Below are 18,007 nucleotides of genomic sequence, written 5' to 3' on the forward strand. Positions count from 1 at the left end.
ATCGCATCCTCGTCCGAGTCCGGCGAGCGCCGCAGCGCCCGCCGTTCATTCGCGGAATTTTGATGTAATCGGGTAACGCCAGTCCCGTCCGAACGCGCGATGGGTAATGCGAATGCCCACCGGTGCCTGACGTCGCTTGTATTCATTTATTTTAATCAAGCGCGTAATACGTTCAATATCTTCTTTGCGATAACCGGTCGCCTCGATCTCGGCAATGCCGGCATTTTCTTCCATGTACAACTGCATGATGCCATCCAGCACCTCATACGGCGGCAATGAATCCTGATCGGTCTGATCCGGCCGCAATTCGGCTGATGGCGCACGCGTCAGAATGCGTTCCGGAATTACCGGCGAGACACTGTTGCGATAGTCGCACAAGCGGTACACCAGTGTCTTGGCAATATCCTTGATGACCGCGAAACCGCCGGCCATGTCACCGTACAGCGTACAGTAACCGACCGCCATTTCGCTCTTGTTGCCGGTGGTCAGGACAATGGAACCGTATTTATTGGACATGGCCATCAACAAGGTACCGCGAATCCGGGCCTGAATGTTTTCTTCGGTAGTGTCTTCCGCCAGTCCCTTGAACTCCGCCGCCAAGGTATCGCGAAAGGCCGAGAAACATTGATTGATGGAAATTTCATCGTAGCGCACGCCAATCCGCTGCACCATATCACGCGAATCGACCAGCGAAATGTCGGCGGTATACGGGGACGGCATCATGATCGCGCGCACCTTGTCGGCACCCAGCGCATCAACGGCAATCGCCAGCGTGATCGCGGAATCGACACCGCCCGACAAGCCCAGCAATACGCTCGGGAAACCGTTCTTGCCGACATAGTCGCGCACACCGAGCACCAGCGCCTGATAAATCTGCGCTTCAATCGTGAGCGCCGGCGCCAGTTGCCCGTCGCTGATATTGGCGCCATCGAAGGCGACCAGTTGCAAATCTTCCTGCGCATGCAGCAGGCTGGCGCGAACCTGCCCGGCCGCATCCATGACGAACGAGTTGCCGTCAAAAATCAATTCATCCTGACCGCCCACCAGATTGGCAAACACCAGCGGCAACCCCTGTGCGGTGACATTGGCGCGCATCACGTCTTGCCGCAGCGCCTGCTTGTGCATGTGGTACGGCGAACCATTGAGAATCAGCAAGACTTCGGCGCCAGCCGCACGCGCACGTGCCGGCGCACTGGAAAACCAGGTATCTTCGCAAATATTGATGCCGAAGCGCGTGCCTTTGACGTCGAACACGAAGGCCTGCGCCGATGGCGTGAAATAGCGTTTCTCGTCGAATACGCTGTCGTTGGGCAACTCTTCCTTGCAATAGGTGCCGAGTACTGCACCATTGAGCAAGACCGACGCTGCATTGAAGCGCGCCCCCTCTTTGAGCAGCGGATAACCGACTACCACGTGCACATCCTTCAGCGCCGCCAGTTCCAGCGCCAGCGACTGCAACGCCTCGGCCGTTTTTGCGTAGAATGCCTGACGCAGCAACAGATCTTCCGGCGGATAACCGACCAGCGATAATTCGGGTGTGAGGACAATATCCGCACCGAGGCTGGCGGCGCGACGTGAAAATTCGGCGATTTTGTTGCGATTGCCCGCGATATCTCCAACGGTGCTGTTGATCTGGGCGATGGCGACTTTGACTGACATGATGGCGACAGATAAAAAAGAGTGCAATGACGAAAAGAATGAGCGCAGCGAGGATGCCAAGCATATGCTCGCAGTGAATTATCGCACGCGAATCATTTCTTCTCTGGCAGAAATTGGCGCAGCGGACTGGGATGGCTTGCTGGCAGAAGAAAGCAACGCCACCACCGGTACGCCGGCGGCGGCAGAATCGGACCACAATCCATTTCTTTCCTACGCTTTTTTGCACGCCCTGCACGAAAGCGGCTCGGCCACGCCCGAAACCGGCTGGGAACCGCATTACCTGACGCTGTGGCAGGATGAGCGCCTGGTCGCCGCCATGCCGCTCTATCGCAAACACCACTCCTATGGCGAATACGTGTTCGACTGGGCCTGGGCGGAAGCCTATCAGCGCCACGGCCTGCCCTACTATCCGAAATTGTTGTCGGCGATTCCGTTCACGCCGGTGCGCGGCAGCCGCCTGCTGGCGCGCGACGACCCGGCGCGGACGGCACTGATTTCCGCTCTGCAAGCGCTGCAAAGCGAAGCCGAGGTGTCATCCACCCATATTCTGTATCCGCCGCCGGCGCAGGCGCAGTTACTGGAACAAGCCGGCTTCCTGCTGCGCAGCGGCGTGCAATTCCATTGGCATAATCAAGGCTATCGCCATTTCGATGAGTTTCTGTCAACACTGGAACGCAAGAAGCGCAAGAACATTCTGGCCGAACGGCGCAAGGTAGCTGATGCCGGCGTCAGTTTCCGGCATGTGCGCGGCGCCGATGCCAGCGAGCAAGACTGGCGCTTCTTCCACCGCTGCTACCGGCACACCTATGCTGCGCACCATTCGACGCCGTATCTGAATCTGGACTTTTTTTTGCGGATTGCCGCCGGCATGCCGCAACATTTGCTGCTGACGGTAGCCAGCCGCGACGGCAAGGATATCGGCTCGTCGCTGGTGGTGTACGACCAAAGCTCGCTGTATGGCCGCTATTGGGGCGCACTGGAAGACGTCCCCTGCATGCATTTTGAAACCGCGTATTACCAGCCGCTGGAATTCTGCATCGAGCAAAAGATCGCCTGGTTCGAAGGTGGTGCTCAGGGCGAACACAAAATGGCGCGCGGCTTCCTGCCACAACAGACCTGGTCGGCACACTGGCTGGCGCATCCCGGCTTTGCCAATGCCGTCGAAGAATTTTTACAGCGTGAAGGCGGCGGGATTGCCAATTATCTCGACGAACTCAATGAGCACACGCCGTTCCGGCGCCCCAAGGCCTCAGACCTCTGAAACAGCCGGCACGAGCGATTGTGCGTCAACCCCCAATTCCTGCAGCAATCCGGTGCGGCCTGCGGGCGTAATCTGCACCGCGCGTGAATCCTTGACCCGGCGCAGCCAGCCTTTGTCGCACCACAGGCGCAGCAGTTGCACGGCCAGTGGTCCGCCGAGATGGTGCTCGCGCTCGGTCCAATCCAGACATTGGCGCGCCACCCCGCGCCGGCTGGTTTTCAACTGCGCCACCGGCAATCCCATACTGGCCAGCCACGCATTGCCGGCCGGCGTGACAGCGAATTGTTTATCCGGCGCGTCGACGATGAAGTGGCGCGCCTGCAAACCGCGCGTGACGGCAACCCCCAGTTGCCCGGCCAGATGGTCATAGCAGCAGCGCGCCCAGCGTAACTCCTGCGCCTGCCGGCTGCGTGGCCGCTCCCGAATCACCGGCGCCGGATCAATTGCCGCCAGACTTTCCAGTGCCGCCGCGACCTGTGCATTGGCCAGCCGGTAATAGCGATGCCGGCCCTGCACTTCGACGCTCAACAATCCTCCCGTCAGCAACTTGCCCAGATGGGCGCTGGCAGTCTGCGCCGTAATGCCGGCGGCATACGCCAGCTCACCGGCCGGCAAGGCGCGGCCATCGAGCAAGGTCATCAGCATTGCGGCCCGGGCCGGATCGGCCATCAGGAACGCGGTTGATGCGAGTTTGGGGTGTTGCTGTGAAGCTTGCTGCATAGTTTGATCTCCAGTGAGTCGATTGTAGCCCCAAGGATGATGCGATGTTTCGTCACGCATCGAAGCATTGCGCTGCGCATCGGATGCACACTGGGAACCTGCTCAACTCATCCCCCGTACCCATGACCACCGACACCCCTGTCAATACCAACGCTGACATCCTGCACATCTATGAAGGCTGGCACTAGGCCGTAGTGAATCGCGATCTCGAGAGCCTGATGCGGCTGTATGCAACAGATGCCCTGTTCGAAACGCCGTTGATTCTGGCCGTCATGCCTGATCGCAGTGAGGGAATCCTGCGCGGCAGCAGCGCTATCCGCAGCTTTTTCGAGGCGGGTTTTCGTACGCCCGGCAATGGCCTCGGGCGCTGGTACCGGAACGGCACCTTTTTCTCCGACGGCCAGCAACTGACCTGGGAATATCCGCGCCAGACCCCGCATGGCGATCAGGTTGATCTGGTCGAATTCATGGATGTCGCCGATGGTCGTATCACGCATCATCGCGTCTACTGGGGCTGGGTCGGTTTTCAATCACTGGCGGCACTGAAAGCGGCCAACACCTGACTGACCCGGGCATAAAAAAAGCGCACCAGCGGTGCGCTTTCTGAACAATCGCCACGACGATTATTTCTGTGCATCTTTCTTGAAGGCTTCGACGCCGGCCAGAATTTCTGCCTTGGCCGATTCAGGACCTTCCCAACCGTCGATCTTGACCCATTTGCCTTTTTCCAGATCCTTGTAGTGTTCAAAGAAATGCTGGATTTGCTTGAGGCGCAATTCGTTCATGTCTTCCGGCTTTTGCCAGTGAGTGTAGATCGACAACACCTTGTCTACCGGTACTGCCAGCACCTTGGCGTCGATGCCCGATTCGTCGGTCATCTTGAGCACGCCGATAGGACGGCAACGCACCACAACACCAGGGAACAGCGGGAATGGCGTAATCACCAGCACATCGACCGGGTCACCATCTTCCGACAAGGTTTGCGGGATATAACCGTAGTTGCATGGGTAATGCATTGCGGTACCCATGAAGCGATCCACGAAAATCGCGCCGCTATCCTTATCCACTTCATACTTGATCGGATCGGCGTTCATCGGAATCTCGACGATCACATTGAAATCGTTCGGCAAGTCGCGGCCGGATGGGACGTTATTCAGACTCATGGTGCTTTCTCGTAAAGGAATGAAAATGAGGGAACTGGAAAACCTGAAATTATAACGGCTTTCAGGCCGGTTTCAGGAATATGCTGCGCCGTAGCAAAGCATCCGGGAGCAGATTGCCGTACGGAAAATCGATTCGCAGCAGCGTCTGCGCACCGCGTGTTGCTGATGGCACAAACAAAAACGGCCTGCCGGGGCAGACCGTTGGAACAGTTTCAAGACACTACAAGCCGGCTTGTTCCGGCGTCATTTCGGCAATCCGGCCTTCGCTGTAGGCGCGCCGAATCTCCTCTTCGGTTCTCGGTTTCGAGAGTGTGAGGTTTTCCAGCTTGACGATTTTTACGGGAAGTATGCGGGCACGCTTACCCAACATTTTTCTCTTGGCAAACATCTTGCCGCCCAACAGTGCTTTTTTGATAACTGCACGTAAACGCATGATTTCAATCCCTTTTCAGAGAGGGAACGGTATAAAGTCTGCCACGATTTGCTGCCCGGTTTCAAATCGAACGTCATTTCCCAGCCATCGCCATTTACTTTCCACCAGTCAAGATCCCTGGCAATGATCTCGGAAACATACTGCAGGTCTGCAAGATGCGGCTGTTTTTCCAGTATCGGTCGGAGCGCCTAAATGTACTCCATCAGCTATCTGGCTCTGCAGTGAGTTTGTTTTCGATTTGGCAACACACACCAGTCTTTGAGCTGCAGACAAGAAGCAAATGCGCAACTAAAAAACAAAAGCGGCCCACGCAGGGCCGCTTTGCAAACAAACTGCTCTTGCCGCTATCGGATCGCTGTCGCCAAAGCGCATTGCTTGTAATGCGCCGCCGCCTTTTCCGTTTGGTCCAGTGCATCGTGCAACTGCGCCAGACTCAAATGTGACTCGCGCACGGTGCGCGGCTCCAATGCATCGGACAGTGCCTGCTCCAGATGACGCTGTGCCTTGCCCCAGAGTTTCTGCCGCAGACAGAACATGCCCAGCGTCAACGCCAGTTCAGCATCCGTCGGGCGTTTCGCCAGCCAGCTTTCGCAACGTTCGATTTGCGCCAGCAGCGCCGGCGAACCGGCTTCCGCAGTCGATTCGCGGTAAGCGCGGATCAGACGGTCATCCCACTCTGCCGCCAGCGCCCGTTCCAGCAAGGTGCGTGCATCGTCATGCAGGCCACGCGAACTGAATGCGTGCGCGGCACGCGCGGCGATGAATGGCTTCAGACGATCAACGTTGGGAATGCTGGCCCACAAGCGGCGAATCGATTCTGCATCGTGCGAACGATCCGACAGCAAGGCGTCATAAGCCATTTCGCGCAGACGATTGGACAGTGCCGGATGCAAGGCATTGCGCTTGTCCAGAGTCTGCACCAGACGCAACACTTCCGGCCAGTTCTTGGCTTGCTGATTGGCCTTGAGTGCCCATTGCAATGCCTGAATATGACGCGTGCCATTGGCGTTCAATTCTTCTACGGTTTCCAGTGCGTCCTTGAACTGGTGATCATCCACCAGCAATTCGAGACTGGTCATCAGGCGTGCCGCCTTCAGACCCTGATCACCTTCGGTGCTGGCCAGCCAGGCATCGCGGCGATCGGTCTGACGCATGCGATGTGCCGCACGGGCACCGACCAATGCCGCCACGCCGGCGTTGTCATCCAGTTCGGCAGCCCGGGTGGCAGCCTTTTCCGCATGACCGAAGCGACCTTCGAAAAATGCCTTGAGCGAATCGCGCAATGCCTTGTTGCTGTCGTTTTCACGCTTTTGACGGCGATAAGAAATCACCTTGCCCGGCAATTTCTGGGTCACGCGCACGGCGCGGATGAAGACATACAGCACCACGAACAGCGCGACCAGCAGCAATACGAAAAAATTCAGCGACATGTCGATCCGGAACGGCGGATAAAACAGGACGACGTTGCCGGGGTTGAAACGAGCCAGTACTGCCAGACCGATAGCGGAGGCAAACAGGGTGAGAAGCCAGAGGAGTATGCGCATATGAAGTCCGGTCCGGCTTAACGCCGCGCTTTGTAATTGCGCACGGCGTTGATGCTTTCGCTCAGGGTCGGCATCTGGATCGACAGATTGCTGCCTTGCACTTGTTTCAAGAGTGCCTGAGTGGTTTGTACCTGCCGGGTACGGGTATCGAAGTACTTGGCAATCGTATCCTGTGCTGCATTCAGATCATTGCGGAACGCAAACTCATTGCGCGACAACAATGCCAGACGTGCATTGAGCAAACGCAGCTTGAGGTTTTCACGCGCGTAATACGCTTGCGTAGGTGACAGCAGCAAGGCATCCGGCGTATCCACGCTGCGAATTCTGACCAGTTGCTTGAGGTCGCCCCAGATTTCGGTGCTCAGGCTTTGCCATTTATCTTGCGCTACTGCCAGCCAGTCGGGGCTTGCGGCAGTCGCGGCAGCAGCATCTCTGGCTTTGCCGGCCTTGGGCGCGGCGGCGGCACGTACTGATTTTTTCGGTTCGGAGACGGAGACGACCGGCTTTTCATCCGACAGCAGCGGCATCGAGTCGATCTGACCGATCACGCTGTCGAGACGCACGGCAATGCCCGGCACGTCCACGGTCGGCAACGCCTTGAGGCGGTCCTGATCGCGCGCAATGGCGCGGCGGATGGCGATGAATTGCGGCTTGTCGGAACGCGACAGACTCTTGTCGGCGTTCTGCAAGGCGATCAACGCGCCTTGCACATTGCCGGCCAGTTCCAGTTGCTGACTGGCGGTCGACAATACTTCTTCGATTTCGGACAACGCCCAGTCATCGCGATTCTTCGACAAGTCCTGATACAACTGTTCCAGCGCCAGTTGCTGACTCTGCGACTCAGCCTGCTTGCTGTCCAGCGCACCTACCTTGGATTGCAGTTCGCGGGTGCTTTCAACCACGGTCTTGAGCACGCCCTTGACTTCGTTATTGACGGAATCGCCGCTTTGCAGGCGCCGCGCCACTTCTTCGCGCAAGTTGCGGATTTCCGTATGCGACACCCACCACTGTGCGCCCAGCGCCACCACCAGCACGGCGACGACTGCCGATACCAGGCGCAGGCGCTGCTTCAAACCGGAGTTGTCGGGCAACATGAATGGCGTCGGTGCAACGCTCACTTGCGGCACCGGGCTGACACTGGATTCCGGCTTGCCGGATTCTGGAGGAGATTGCGATTCGTTCATGGGCAAGATTGTAACGCGGCAATCAGCCGTTCGTCGCCTGATCCTGTCAGGGTGACATCAGAGAATCCAAGAGATCGCGCTGTGTCTGCGATCCGATGGTGCGGAACAAGAATTTTGCTGCGTTGCAGTTTTACCACAAATCCCTCGCCGCTGAGTGGGTTCCTCAACAAGTTCGTCATCCCGACCAGATTGCGCAATGCCTCCGAGCTGGTAATCACCCACACACTGTCGGCTTCCAGCAACGTCTGCAACCGCTGACGAGCAACTTCATCGAGTTGCGGCACGGTGCGCAAATAAGCGGTGGCATGCACCACCTCAATCTGATGCGCACGCAAGGTATCGGTCAAGAAGTCGCGCCCGGCCTGACCGCGCACGATCAATGCGCGCTTGCCGCGCAGATTTTCCAGATCCAGCGCCAGCAATAATTCTTCCGAATCCATCTTGGCCGGGTTGCGCGGCCCGACAATCACGGCATTGGCCGCCGTCACGCCATGCGCCTGCAATGCCAGGCGGCTGCCCTCGCCGACGATCCCGATGGTGACTGCCGGCGGCCAGGCGGCAAGACAGGAAAATGCGGCATCGATGGCGTTCGGGCTGACAAACACAACCAGCGCATACGAAGACAAGTCGTCGAAATACGCTTGCAGCAGTTGCCGGTCAGGCACCGGCGCAATCGCCAGCAACGGAAAGATTTCCGGCTGCCGCCCGACTTGCGCCACCCGCGTCGCAAAGGCTTGCGCCTGCGCCAGTGGCCGCGTCACCACCACCGGTCTGGTGCCACCCGGCGTGGCCGGCGCCGGCGAAGAAATGTCAGTGGTCGTCAAATCAGCTGGTCTCAGCTTTACAGGCCACAAGAATGTCGGCAGCGCCCTGTTCCTGCAAGGCAGCAGCCACGCGTTGCCCCAATTCCTGCGGCGCATCTGCCGGCCCCGAGGCTTCGGCCGCCGCGATACGACTGCCGTCCGGCATGGCTACCATGGCCCGCAAGCGCATCGTTGCACCATCAACCGTGGCGAAAGCGGCCAGCGGAATCTGGCAACTGCCGCCAAAAATGCGCGACAACGTACGCTCAGCCGTGACGGCCGTGGCCGTCGCCGTGTGATTGAGCGGGGCCAGCAAACGTTGCAGGTCTTCGCGGCCGGCGGGAATTTCAATCGCCATGGCGCCCTGCCCCGGTGCCGGCAGACTTTGTTCCGGCTCGATGAAAGAGCGGATGCGGGACGCCAGCGCCAATCGCTTCAGGCCCGCCGCCGCGAGGATGATGGCGGCGTATTCGCCGCGATCCAGCTTGCCCAGCCGGGTATCGAGGTTGCCGCGCAGCGGCTTGATCACCAGTTTCGGAAAGCGCGCCGCGATCAGGGCCTGGCGCCGCAGGCTGCTGGTGCCGACGACCGCGCCATCCGGCAACGCATCGAGGGTGGCGTAATCATTGGAGACAAACGCATCGCGCGGGTCTTCGCGTTCGAGGATGGTCGGCAACTCAAACCCGGGCGGCAACTCCATCGGCATGTCTTTGAGCGAATGCACCGCGAGATCGGCACGACCTTCCGCCATCGCCACCTCCAGCTCCTTGACGAACAGGCCCTTGCCGCCGACCTTGGACAGCGTGCGATCAAGAATTTGATCGCCGCGCGTCGTCATTCCGAGAATGGTGATGCTGCACTGCGGATATAATGCTGCCAACCGGTCGCGTACATGTTCGGCCTGCCACATGGCGAGACGGCTTTCGCGTGAGGCGATGACCAGCCTGGAGGGTGAAAAATCTTTCAAAACGGTTCTTCCGGTAGTCGTAGCATCGTGATGCCTGCAGTGACAGTGATTGAAAAATTCCGGCTTCCATGGGTACCTGATGCATGGGTACATGAATGGGTACATGAGGCGGAAAGCAAAACTGACGACTGACGGCGCAACGATGAAGCAGTGAGTTTGAATAAAAAAACAAGTGAGGTGACGCAAATTCTAGCATGCAGCACAATCGCAATTCGACCATCGAGCCCGACTTTCTCCTCTGAAATGCACGGGAACATCAAACCGTAGCAATACCTGATCATGGCAAGCAAACCACAAACTTCACCCCGCCCGGCAACCGCCCGGCCAGTTGCAAGATCCGCCGCCGATAAAGATGCACCGCTGAAAGAAGATATTCGCTTGCTGGGCCGCCTGCTCGGCGAAGTCCTGCGCGACCAGGAAGGCGATGCCGTATTCGAGGTGGTCGAAACCATTCGTCAGACCGCGGTGCGCTTTCGCCGCGAATCCGATGCCAAGGCCGGTGCCGAACTCGACAAGCTGCTCAAGAAACTGACGCGCGACCAGACCAATTCGGTAGTGCGCGCATTTTCCTATTTTTCGCATCTGGCCAACATTGCCGAAGATCAGCACCACAACCGCCGCCGCCGCACGCATGCGCTGGCCGGTTCGGCGCCGCAACCGAGCACCGTGGCGTATGCCTTGTCGCGTCTCGACAATGCCGGCGTGTCCGGCAATCAGGTACGCAATTTCCTGAGCGAGTCGCTGATTTCACCGGTGCTGACGGCACACCCGACCGAAGTCCAGCGCAAGAGCATTCTCGATGCAGAACGCGAAATCGCCCGTCTGCTGGCCGCGCGCGACATTCCGCTGACGCCCAAGGAATTGCGCGACAACACTGAACTGTTGCGGGCCCGCATTGCGACGCTGTGGCAAACCCGCATGCTGCGCTATACCAAGCTGACCGTGGCTGATGAAATCGACAACGCGTTGTCTTACTACCGCATCACTTTCCTGCGTGAACTGCCGGCGCTGTACGACGACATCGAAGCCGAAATCGCGACCCAGTTCCCGTCCCGTTCACGCGCCCGTAACGCGCCGGCAGAATTGCCGCCATTCGTGCAAATGGGCAGCTGGATCGGCGGCGACCGCGACGGCAACCCCAACGTCAATGCCGGCACCATGCAACACGCACTGCGCCGGCAATCGACCACCGTGTTCGATTTCTATCTGGATGAAGTCCATGCCTTGGGCGCGGAGTTGTCGATCTCGACGCTGATGGTCGATGTCAGCCCGGAACTCAAGGCGCTGGCCGACAGCTCGCCCGACAATTCAGATCATCGCGCTGACGAACCCTACCGGCGCGCCCTGATCGGCGTCTATGCGCGACTGGCCGCCACGGCACGCGCGCTCGGCGCCATGAATATCCTGCGCCAGGAAGTCGGCGCCGCCGCCCATTACGCTGCGCCCGAAGAGTGCATTCAGGAATTGCAGATCCTGATCGACTCGCTGCAAGCCAACCACGGTGCGGCACTGGTCAAACCGCGACTGGCGGTACTCAAGCGCGCGATCGAGATTTTCGGCTTCCATCTGGCTACGCTGGACATGCGTCAAAGTTCCGATGTGCACGAGCGCGTCCTGAGCGAATTGTTTGCCAGCGCCCAAGTCGAAGCGGACTACGCGGCGCTGACCGAAGACAAGAAAATCGCCTTGCTGCTGACCGAACTGAGCAAACCGCGCCTGCTGTGCTCGCCGTTCCTGCAATACTCGGCCGAAACCGAATCCGAGCTGAACATTTTGCGCACCGCCCGTGAAATTCGTCAGCGTTACGGTGCGCGCGCAATCCGCAATTACATCATCTCGCATACCGAAACCGCCTCCGATTTGCTGGAAGTGTTGTTGCTGCAAAAGGAAACCGGTTTGTTGCGCACCAAGGGCAATCAGCTGGAAGAACTGGATCTGATGGTGATCCCGCTGTTCGAAACGATTCCCGACTTGCGCTGTGCTGCCGAGATCATGGAAAAATGGCTGACGCTGCCGCAAGTGGCGCCGCTCATCAAGCGTCAGGGCATGTTGCAGGAAGTCATGCTGGGTTACTCCGATTCCAACAAGGATGGCGGTTTCCTGACCTCCAACTGGGAACTCTACAAAGCGGAAAACAGCCTGGTCGAATTGTTCAACCGCGCCGGCGTCAAGCTGCGCCTGTTCCACGGCCGCGGCGGTACTGTCGGTCGCGGCGGCGGCCCCAGCTACCAGGCCATCCTGGCGCAACCGCCCGGTACGGTGAACGGTCAGATCCGTCTGACTGAACAAGGTGAAATCATTGCCTCCAAGTTTTCCAATCCGGAAATCGGCCGCCGCAATCTGGAGTTGCTGGTCGCCGCAACGCTGGAAGCCAGCCTGATGCCGCAGGTTACCGACGCCAAGGAAACCCGCAAGCTCAAGGAATTCGAGCGCGTCATGGAAGACTTGTCGGAGCGTGCTTATCAGGCCTATCGCAATCTGGTCTATGAAACCCCGGGCTTCACCGACTATTTCTTTGCTTCGACGCCGATTGCCGAAATCGCCGAACTGAACATCGGTTCGCGTCCGGCTTCGCGCAAATCGACCCGTCGCATCGAAGACTTGCGCGCCATTCCGTGGGGCTTTTCGTGGGGGCAGTGCCGCCTGCTGTTCCCGGGCTGGTATGGCTTCGGCAGCGCCGTCGCCGGCTGGCTGCAAGAAGGCGGCAGCAAGGAAAGCGCCAAGAAACTGACGACCCTGCGCGCCATGTGCAAGGAATGGCCATTCTTCGCCGCGCTGCTGTCGAACATGGACATGGTCTTGTCCAAGACCGATCTGGCGGTGGCTTCGCGTTACGCCGGACTGGTAGCGGACCGCAAACTGCGCAACGCCATCTTCAATCGCATCGTCAGCGAGCATGAACGCACCAGTCAGTATCTCGGCGCCATCACCGGCAGCAAGGAACGCCTGTCCGGCAACCCGCTGCTGGCGCGTTCGATCAAGAACCGTTTCGCCTATCTCGATCCGCTCAATCACTTGCAGGTTGAACTGATCAAGCGTCACCGCAGTACCACCGCGGCCGGACGCACCATTGAGGAACGGGTGCAACGCGGCATTCACCTGACCATCAACGGTATCGCCGCCGGGTTGCGCAACACCGGCTAGCAAGACCGGCAATGCCGGCACCGTCATGGTACCGGCATTGCCATCCACCGCGCGCCAGCGATGGCACATCAATTGCTTCATGGAAATGCAGATGAGCAACATCAAATGTTGGTCATTGGTAACGTCGTTGCCATTTTTTGTCAGTAAAATAGCCACTTATATCTATGTCCGCGGCAATAACGACGGACGGCTCGCACAAGGGGAAGTCATGGCATTCCGGGGAAATACTCTACCTATCGCGCTGCGTGCGCTCGCCCTGAGCGGGCTGCTGAGCTGCGTCACGATCGTGCAGGCGGCACCATCGCCACCGCCGATGCGCAGTGAGCGGGTGACGCTGACCAGCATCAGCGACAGCGGCGGCAAAGCCACGGCCCTGTTCGGCTTCTGGATCAAAAGCACCGCCAGGGGACCGGAAAAGAAACCCACCGTGATTGCCCTGCATGGCTGCGGCGGCCTGTATAGCGTGATTCGCGACAACCGCAGTGAATTCACGCCGCGCCACATCGCCATGGCACGCGCCCTCACCGATGCCGGTTACAACGTGTTGTTCCCGGACAGCTTTACCCCGCGCGGCAAGCGCGCGATCTGCCAGGCCAGCATGGAACAGCGCAACATCAGCAGCAGCAACCGTCGCCATGATGTGCAGGCCGCACTGCGCTGGCTGGCCACACAGCCGGAAGTCGACCCCAGCCGGGTAGCCCTGCTCGGCTGGTCGCACGGCGCCAGCACCTTGTTGTCGGCGCTCAATCTGGCGCAAACCGATGTCGCCGTGCGCAAGATACAGCCGAAAGCAGCCATTGCCTTTTATCCCAACTGCGTTACTTACGCCAAAAAGACTTCGCCCTACAAACCAGCGGCGCCATTGTTGATCCTGATGGGAGAAAACGACGACTGGACGCCGCCGGAAGCATGCGAAGCATTGGAAAAGCGCCTCGAAGGCAGCGATACGCCGATCACCTTGCGCCTCTATCCCGACACCTATCATGACTTCGATGCGCCCGGCACGCCGGTGCATGTCCGTTTCGATATCAGCGGTGCCGGCCGCGACGGCGTCACCAGCGGCGCCAATCCAACGGCACGTGCCGATGCCTACAAGGAAATGCTGAAATTTCTCAAGGACAAGTTCGATTGATTTGATTGCTCCCGCCGACAGGGAGAGCACATATTGACGGGCGTACCTGAACCTGCCTGAACGGTAGTAACCGCTCAGGCAGGACTGCAACGCATTCAGCTGACCAACGCTTCCATTCCCGCCCCCAATTCTTCCAGCGGCGGCATGTCGTCCAGCAACAGTGTGGGCGCGACACCCAGCGCTGCCGCCACCTCGGCAGGGAAAGTCGATTCCATTTCCTCGCGCGAATACTTGTTTTCTTCCGCCCGCGCCCGCCATGCGGCGAGGTGAATCACGGCTGCGGCCTTGTTCAGCGGCGCTTCGCCCAACGGATTGGAAAACGCCTTGATGATACAAGGAAAGTCATCCGGGAATCGCCAGCGTGCCGCCAACTCAGCGCTGACATCGGCAAAATCATATCCAAAGGTAGTGCGCTCGACATCCAGCCGACGCGCATCGAGCGCCCCGGCAGTTTTATCGACTTGCAACATTTGTTCCGGCATCGCCGCATGCATCACCAATTGGCCGATGGCGTGCATCAGCCCGACCGTGAATACCAGATCGGAATTCACCTTCACCTTTTTCGCCAGCCAGCGCGCAATCGTGGCGGTATGCAGGCTGTAACGCCAGAACTGCTTGAGATCGACACCGGGCATGGCCTTGAAACTGCCGGTCAGGCCGGTACTCACTACCAGTGTACGCACCGTCATGAAACCCAGCATCAGCACCGCATCATCCACCGTACCGATACTGCGCGAGACGTGGTAATAGGAAGAGTTGGCAAGTCGCAGCAATTTGGCGCTGAGCACCTGATCTGCACTTAACTTCCGGGAAATTTCCTCGATTGCAACGTTGTCGTCGTTAAAACTGTCAATTACCTCCTGCACTACTTTAGGAATGCTGGGCAAGGCGGCCGGCTGCTGAAACAATGCATCGAAATTCATAAATTCCCCCGAACGGATTACTTCAACAAAGTGAATACCCCCGATAACAACGCTTCGAGTATAGCCACAAGATTTGGCCGCCGGTGCAGGGATTGCGCGAATCCGCCTAAGGAACAACAAGAGGCCGGCAAAAAACACTGGCAATCCCTGCCGGATCCGGCATCGGCATGGCTCAAACGGCGTCGGCTTGCTATAATCGCCCATTCTCCGCACGGTACCAACTATGACTGCTCAATTATCGAAAAAAGGCGAAGCCTGGTCGGCTCGCTTTTCCGAACCTGTTTCCGATCTGGTCAAGCGCTATACCGCTTCCGTATTTTTTGACAAGCGGCTGGCCCGGTTCGATATCGAAGGCTCGCTTGCCCATGCGGAAATGCTGGCGCATCAGAACATCATCAACGCCCAGGATCTGGCTGACATTCGTCGCGGCATGGAGCAGATCAGCGCGGAAATCGACGCCGGCAGCTTTGAATGGCTGCTGGATCTGGAAGACGTCCACCTGAATATCGAAAAACGCCTGACCGAACTGGTCGGCGATGCCGGCAAGCGTTTGCATACCGGCCGCTCGCGCAACGATCAGGTCGCCACCGACATCCGCCTGTACATCCGTGCCGCCATCGATGACATCAACGGCTTGCTGCGCGACCTGCGCAGCGCCCTGCTGGATCTGGCCGAACAACACGCCGACACCATCCTGCCCGGTTTCACCCACATGCAGGTGGCGCAACCGATCACCTTCGGTCATCACATTCTGGCTTACGTCGAAATGTTCGGCCGCGACGCCGAACGCATGACCGACGCCCGCAAGCGCGTCAACCGCCTGCCGCTCGGCGCGGCCGCACTGGCCGGCACCACGTTCCCGATTGATCGCCTGCGCGTGGCGCAGACACTCGGTTTCGACGATGTCTGCCGCAATTCGCTGGACGCCGTTTCCGACCGCGACTTCGCCATCGAATTCTGTGCCGCCGCAGCGCTGGTGATGACCCACATCTCGCGCATGTCGGAAGAACTGGTGATCTGGATGAGCCCGCGCATCGGCTTCATCGATATCGCCGACCGCTTCTGCACCGGTTCCTCGATCATGCCGCAAAAGAAAAACCCGGACGTGCCGGAACTGGCGCGGGGCAAGACCGGCCGCGTCAACGGTCATCTGATCGCCCTGCTGACCCTGATGAAAGGCCAGCCGCTGGCCTACAACAAGGACAATCAGGAAGACAAGGAACCGCTGTTCGATACCGTCGATACGCTGACCGACACCCTGCGCATTTTCGCCGACATGGCGCGCGGCATCACCGTCAAGCCGGAAGCCATGCGCGCTGCCGCGCTGCAAGGTTATGCCACGGCCACCGATCTGGCTGATTATCTGGTCAAGAAAGGTCTGCCGTTCCGCGACGCCCACGAAGCCGTGGCACGCGCCGTGCGCAGCTGTGTCGATCTGAACTGCGACCTGTCCGATCTCACACTGGAACAACTGAAAGTATTCTCGCCGCTGATCGAAGCCGATATTTTTGCCGTGCTGACGCTCGAAGGTTCGGTCGCCGCCCGCGATCACATCGGCGGCACGGCACCGAATCAGGTGCGGCAGGCGATTGCCGCGATCCGCAAGGAACTGGCATAAGCAGCAACGCAACGAAAAAGCAGTACCGGCAGCAAGCAACACAGCACTACCCATTGTCATAAGCACCACCTTCGCCTCGCGGAGACCACAAACTGTCGCGCCGCACCTTATCAGGGTGCAGCGCAACAGGATGTTCCAGCCGGTTTACGGTATTCTTGGCCGGTTGTACCCATGGACTGCACAACAGTCTGACGAGGAAGAGATAAATGAATCCGCTACACCGGATGCATCAATAAGAATATCTAACCAAGGAGAGAACGCAATGCAATTGAACACCATGTTAAAAACCCTCCCGGCGCTGCTGCTGGGCGTGACATTGTCTAATGCCGTACTGGCAGCCGATGTCAAATTGGGACTGGCTGCTGCACTGACCGGTCCGGCCGCAAAATACGGCATCGCCATCAAAAATGGCTTCACACTGGCTGCTGATGAAGTCAACGCCAAGGGTGGCGTCAATGGCAACAAACTGGTTCTGATTCCAGAAGACGAACAAGGCAAGAAAGAAGAAGCCATCAACGTCGTCAAAAAACTGATTTTCCAAGACAAGGTACTGGCCGTGTTCGGTCCTACCCTGTCCAACTCGGCCTTTGCTGCTGACCCGATCGCCAACGCCTCCAAGGTGGTAGTGTTCGGTACCAGCAACACCGCCGACGGCATCACTGCCATGGGCCCGTTCACTTTCCGCAACTCCGTCATGGAAGCCGACGTTCTGCCGGTTACCGTGAAGGCAGCAGTGAAGCATTTCGGCATCAAGAAGGTCGCCGTGATCTATGGCAACGACGATGCCTTCACCAAGAGCGGTTACGACGTCTTCAAGTCGACGCTGGAACAACAAAAGATTCCGGTCACGACAACTGAAGCGTATGCCAAGGGCGACGTCGACTTCAAGGCACAACTGACCAAGATCAAGGCCGGCAATCCGGATGCGATCGTGTGCTCCTGCCTGGCAGAAGAAGCAGCCAACATCATTCTGCAAACGCGCGCGCTGGGCATGAAGCAACCGTTCATCGGCGGCAACGGCCTGAACTCGCCGAAGCTGTTTGAAATCGCCAAGGACGCCGGTGACAACACTGTCATGGGCAGCCCATGGTCGGCTGAAAACCTGACGCCAGCCAACAAGGCATTCATCACTGCCTACAAGGCCAAGTTCGGTTCCGATCCTGACCAGTTCGCGGCACAAGCCTATGATGCCCTGCACATCGTTGCGGCAGCACTCAAGAACGTCAAGCTCAGCGGTGATCTGACCAAGGACCGTGATGCGCTGCGCGTAGCACTGCCAACCGTCACTACTGATGGCGCCACTGGCAAGTTTGCCTTCCGTCCGGCTCCGGCCGTGGCCGGCAAGCAAGTTGGTTTCGATGCGCAGCAGGAAGCCATCGTCAACATCGCCAAAGGCGGCAAGTTCGTCCTGCTGAAGTAACCGGCAAGACAGCCAACGGCGCCAGTGACTCCGGTT

At 58.7% G+C, this 18,007-nt stretch carries 15 protein-coding genes; 6 read left to right on the forward strand and 9 right to left on the reverse strand.

What is annotated here, in order from left to right:
* Positions 1-45: 45 nt before the first annotated feature.
* Positions 46-1,659 (reverse strand): NAD+ synthase, encoded by a 1,614-nt coding sequence (locus AKL27_RS23190; RefSeq protein WP_050465250.1) that lies wholly within the window; start codon positions 1,657-1,659, stop codon positions 46-48.
* 64 nt (positions 1,660-1,723) lie between these two features.
* On the opposite strand from AKL27_RS23190, the gene AKL27_RS23195 reads away from it, so the two are divergent.
* Positions 1,724-2,920, forward strand: coding sequence for a GNAT family N-acetyltransferase (locus AKL27_RS23195; protein ID WP_050465280.1), 1,197 nt, complete (start codon positions 1,724-1,726; stop codon positions 2,918-2,920).
* Here AKL27_RS23195 and AKL27_RS23200 read toward each other — a convergent pair.
* Positions 2,909-3,640, reverse strand: coding sequence for an ArsR/SmtB family transcription factor (locus tag AKL27_RS23200; protein WP_050465251.1), 732 nt, complete (start codon positions 3,638-3,640; stop codon positions 2,909-2,911). The genes AKL27_RS23195 and AKL27_RS23200 overlap by 12 nt on opposite strands.
* A 194-nt stretch (positions 3,641-3,834) precedes the next feature.
* On the opposite strand from AKL27_RS23200, the gene AKL27_RS23205 reads away from it, so the two are divergent.
* The gene (locus AKL27_RS23205) at positions 3,835-4,203 is read left to right on the forward strand and encodes a nuclear transport factor 2 family protein (RefSeq protein ID WP_232311078.1); all 369 of its coding nucleotides are present in this window, start codon (positions 3,835-3,837) and stop codon (positions 4,201-4,203) included.
* Positions 4,204-4,263: 60 nt separating this feature from the next.
* Here the strand turns inward: AKL27_RS23205 and ppa are convergent, their stop codons facing one another.
* The 6 genes from ppa to hemC form a co-directional block, all read right to left on the reverse strand.
* Complete coding sequence (ppa, locus tag AKL27_RS23210) at positions 4,264-4,803, reverse strand: inorganic diphosphatase (protein ID WP_050465252.1); 540 nt, start codon at positions 4,801-4,803, stop codon at positions 4,264-4,266.
* A gap of 220 nt (positions 4,804-5,023) precedes the next feature.
* Positions 5,024-5,236, reverse strand: coding sequence for a hypothetical protein (locus AKL27_RS23215; RefSeq protein WP_050465253.1), 213 nt, complete (start codon positions 5,234-5,236; stop codon positions 5,024-5,026).
* 344 nt (positions 5,237-5,580) lie between these two features.
* A complete protein-coding gene (locus AKL27_RS23220) occupies positions 5,581-6,780 on the reverse strand; it encodes a heme biosynthesis protein HemY (RefSeq protein WP_050465254.1) in 1,200 nt (399 codons plus the stop codon).
* Positions 6,781-6,797: 17 nt separating this feature from the next.
* Positions 6,798-7,964 (reverse strand): uroporphyrinogen-III C-methyltransferase, encoded by a 1,167-nt coding sequence (locus AKL27_RS23225; protein WP_050465255.1) that lies wholly within the window; start codon positions 7,962-7,964, stop codon positions 6,798-6,800.
* Positions 7,961-8,788: a uroporphyrinogen-III synthase gene (locus AKL27_RS23230; protein ID WP_232311079.1), complete on the reverse strand. Its 828-nt coding sequence runs from the start codon at positions 8,786-8,788 to the stop codon at positions 7,961-7,963. Before AKL27_RS23230 ends, AKL27_RS23225 begins: the two co-directional genes overlap by 4 nt.
* Before the next feature lies 1 nt (position 8,789).
* The gene (hemC, locus tag AKL27_RS23235; RefSeq protein ID WP_050465256.1) at positions 8,790-9,734 is read right to left on the reverse strand and encodes a hydroxymethylbilane synthase; all 945 of its coding nucleotides are present in this window, start codon (positions 9,732-9,734) and stop codon (positions 8,790-8,792) included.
* 279 nt (positions 9,735-10,013) lie between these two features.
* On the opposite strand from hemC, the gene ppc reads away from it, so the two are divergent.
* A complete protein-coding gene (gene ppc, locus AKL27_RS23240) occupies positions 10,014-12,878 on the forward strand; it encodes a phosphoenolpyruvate carboxylase (RefSeq protein WP_050465257.1) in 2,865 nt (954 codons plus the stop codon).
* 91 nt (positions 12,879-12,969) lie between these two features.
* Positions 12,970-14,010, forward strand: coding sequence for a dienelactone hydrolase family protein (locus tag AKL27_RS23245; RefSeq protein WP_232311080.1), 1,041 nt, complete (start codon positions 12,970-12,972; stop codon positions 14,008-14,010).
* 95 nt (positions 14,011-14,105) lie between these two features.
* On the opposite strand, the gene AKL27_RS23250 is transcribed toward AKL27_RS23245, so the two are convergent.
* A complete protein-coding gene (locus AKL27_RS23250) occupies positions 14,106-14,933 on the reverse strand; it encodes an HDOD domain-containing protein (protein ID WP_050465258.1) in 828 nt (275 codons plus the stop codon).
* A gap of 223 nt (positions 14,934-15,156) precedes the next feature.
* On the opposite strand from AKL27_RS23250, the gene argH reads away from it, so the two are divergent.
* On the forward strand, positions 15,157-16,551 hold the full coding sequence (gene argH / locus AKL27_RS23255; protein ID WP_050465259.1) for an argininosuccinate lyase: 1,395 nt from the start codon (positions 15,157-15,159) through the stop codon (positions 16,549-16,551).
* A gap of 262 nt (positions 16,552-16,813) precedes the next feature.
* On the forward strand, positions 16,814-17,971 hold the full coding sequence (locus tag AKL27_RS23260; RefSeq protein WP_050465260.1) for an ABC transporter substrate-binding protein: 1,158 nt from the start codon (positions 16,814-16,816) through the stop codon (positions 17,969-17,971).
* The last annotated feature ends 36 nt before the right edge of the window (positions 17,972-18,007 follow it).

The sequence above is a fragment of the Herbaspirillum autotrophicum genome (genome assembly GCF_001189915.1).
Lineage (GTDB): Bacteria > Pseudomonadota > Gammaproteobacteria > Burkholderiales > Burkholderiaceae_D > Herbaspirillum > Herbaspirillum autotrophicum.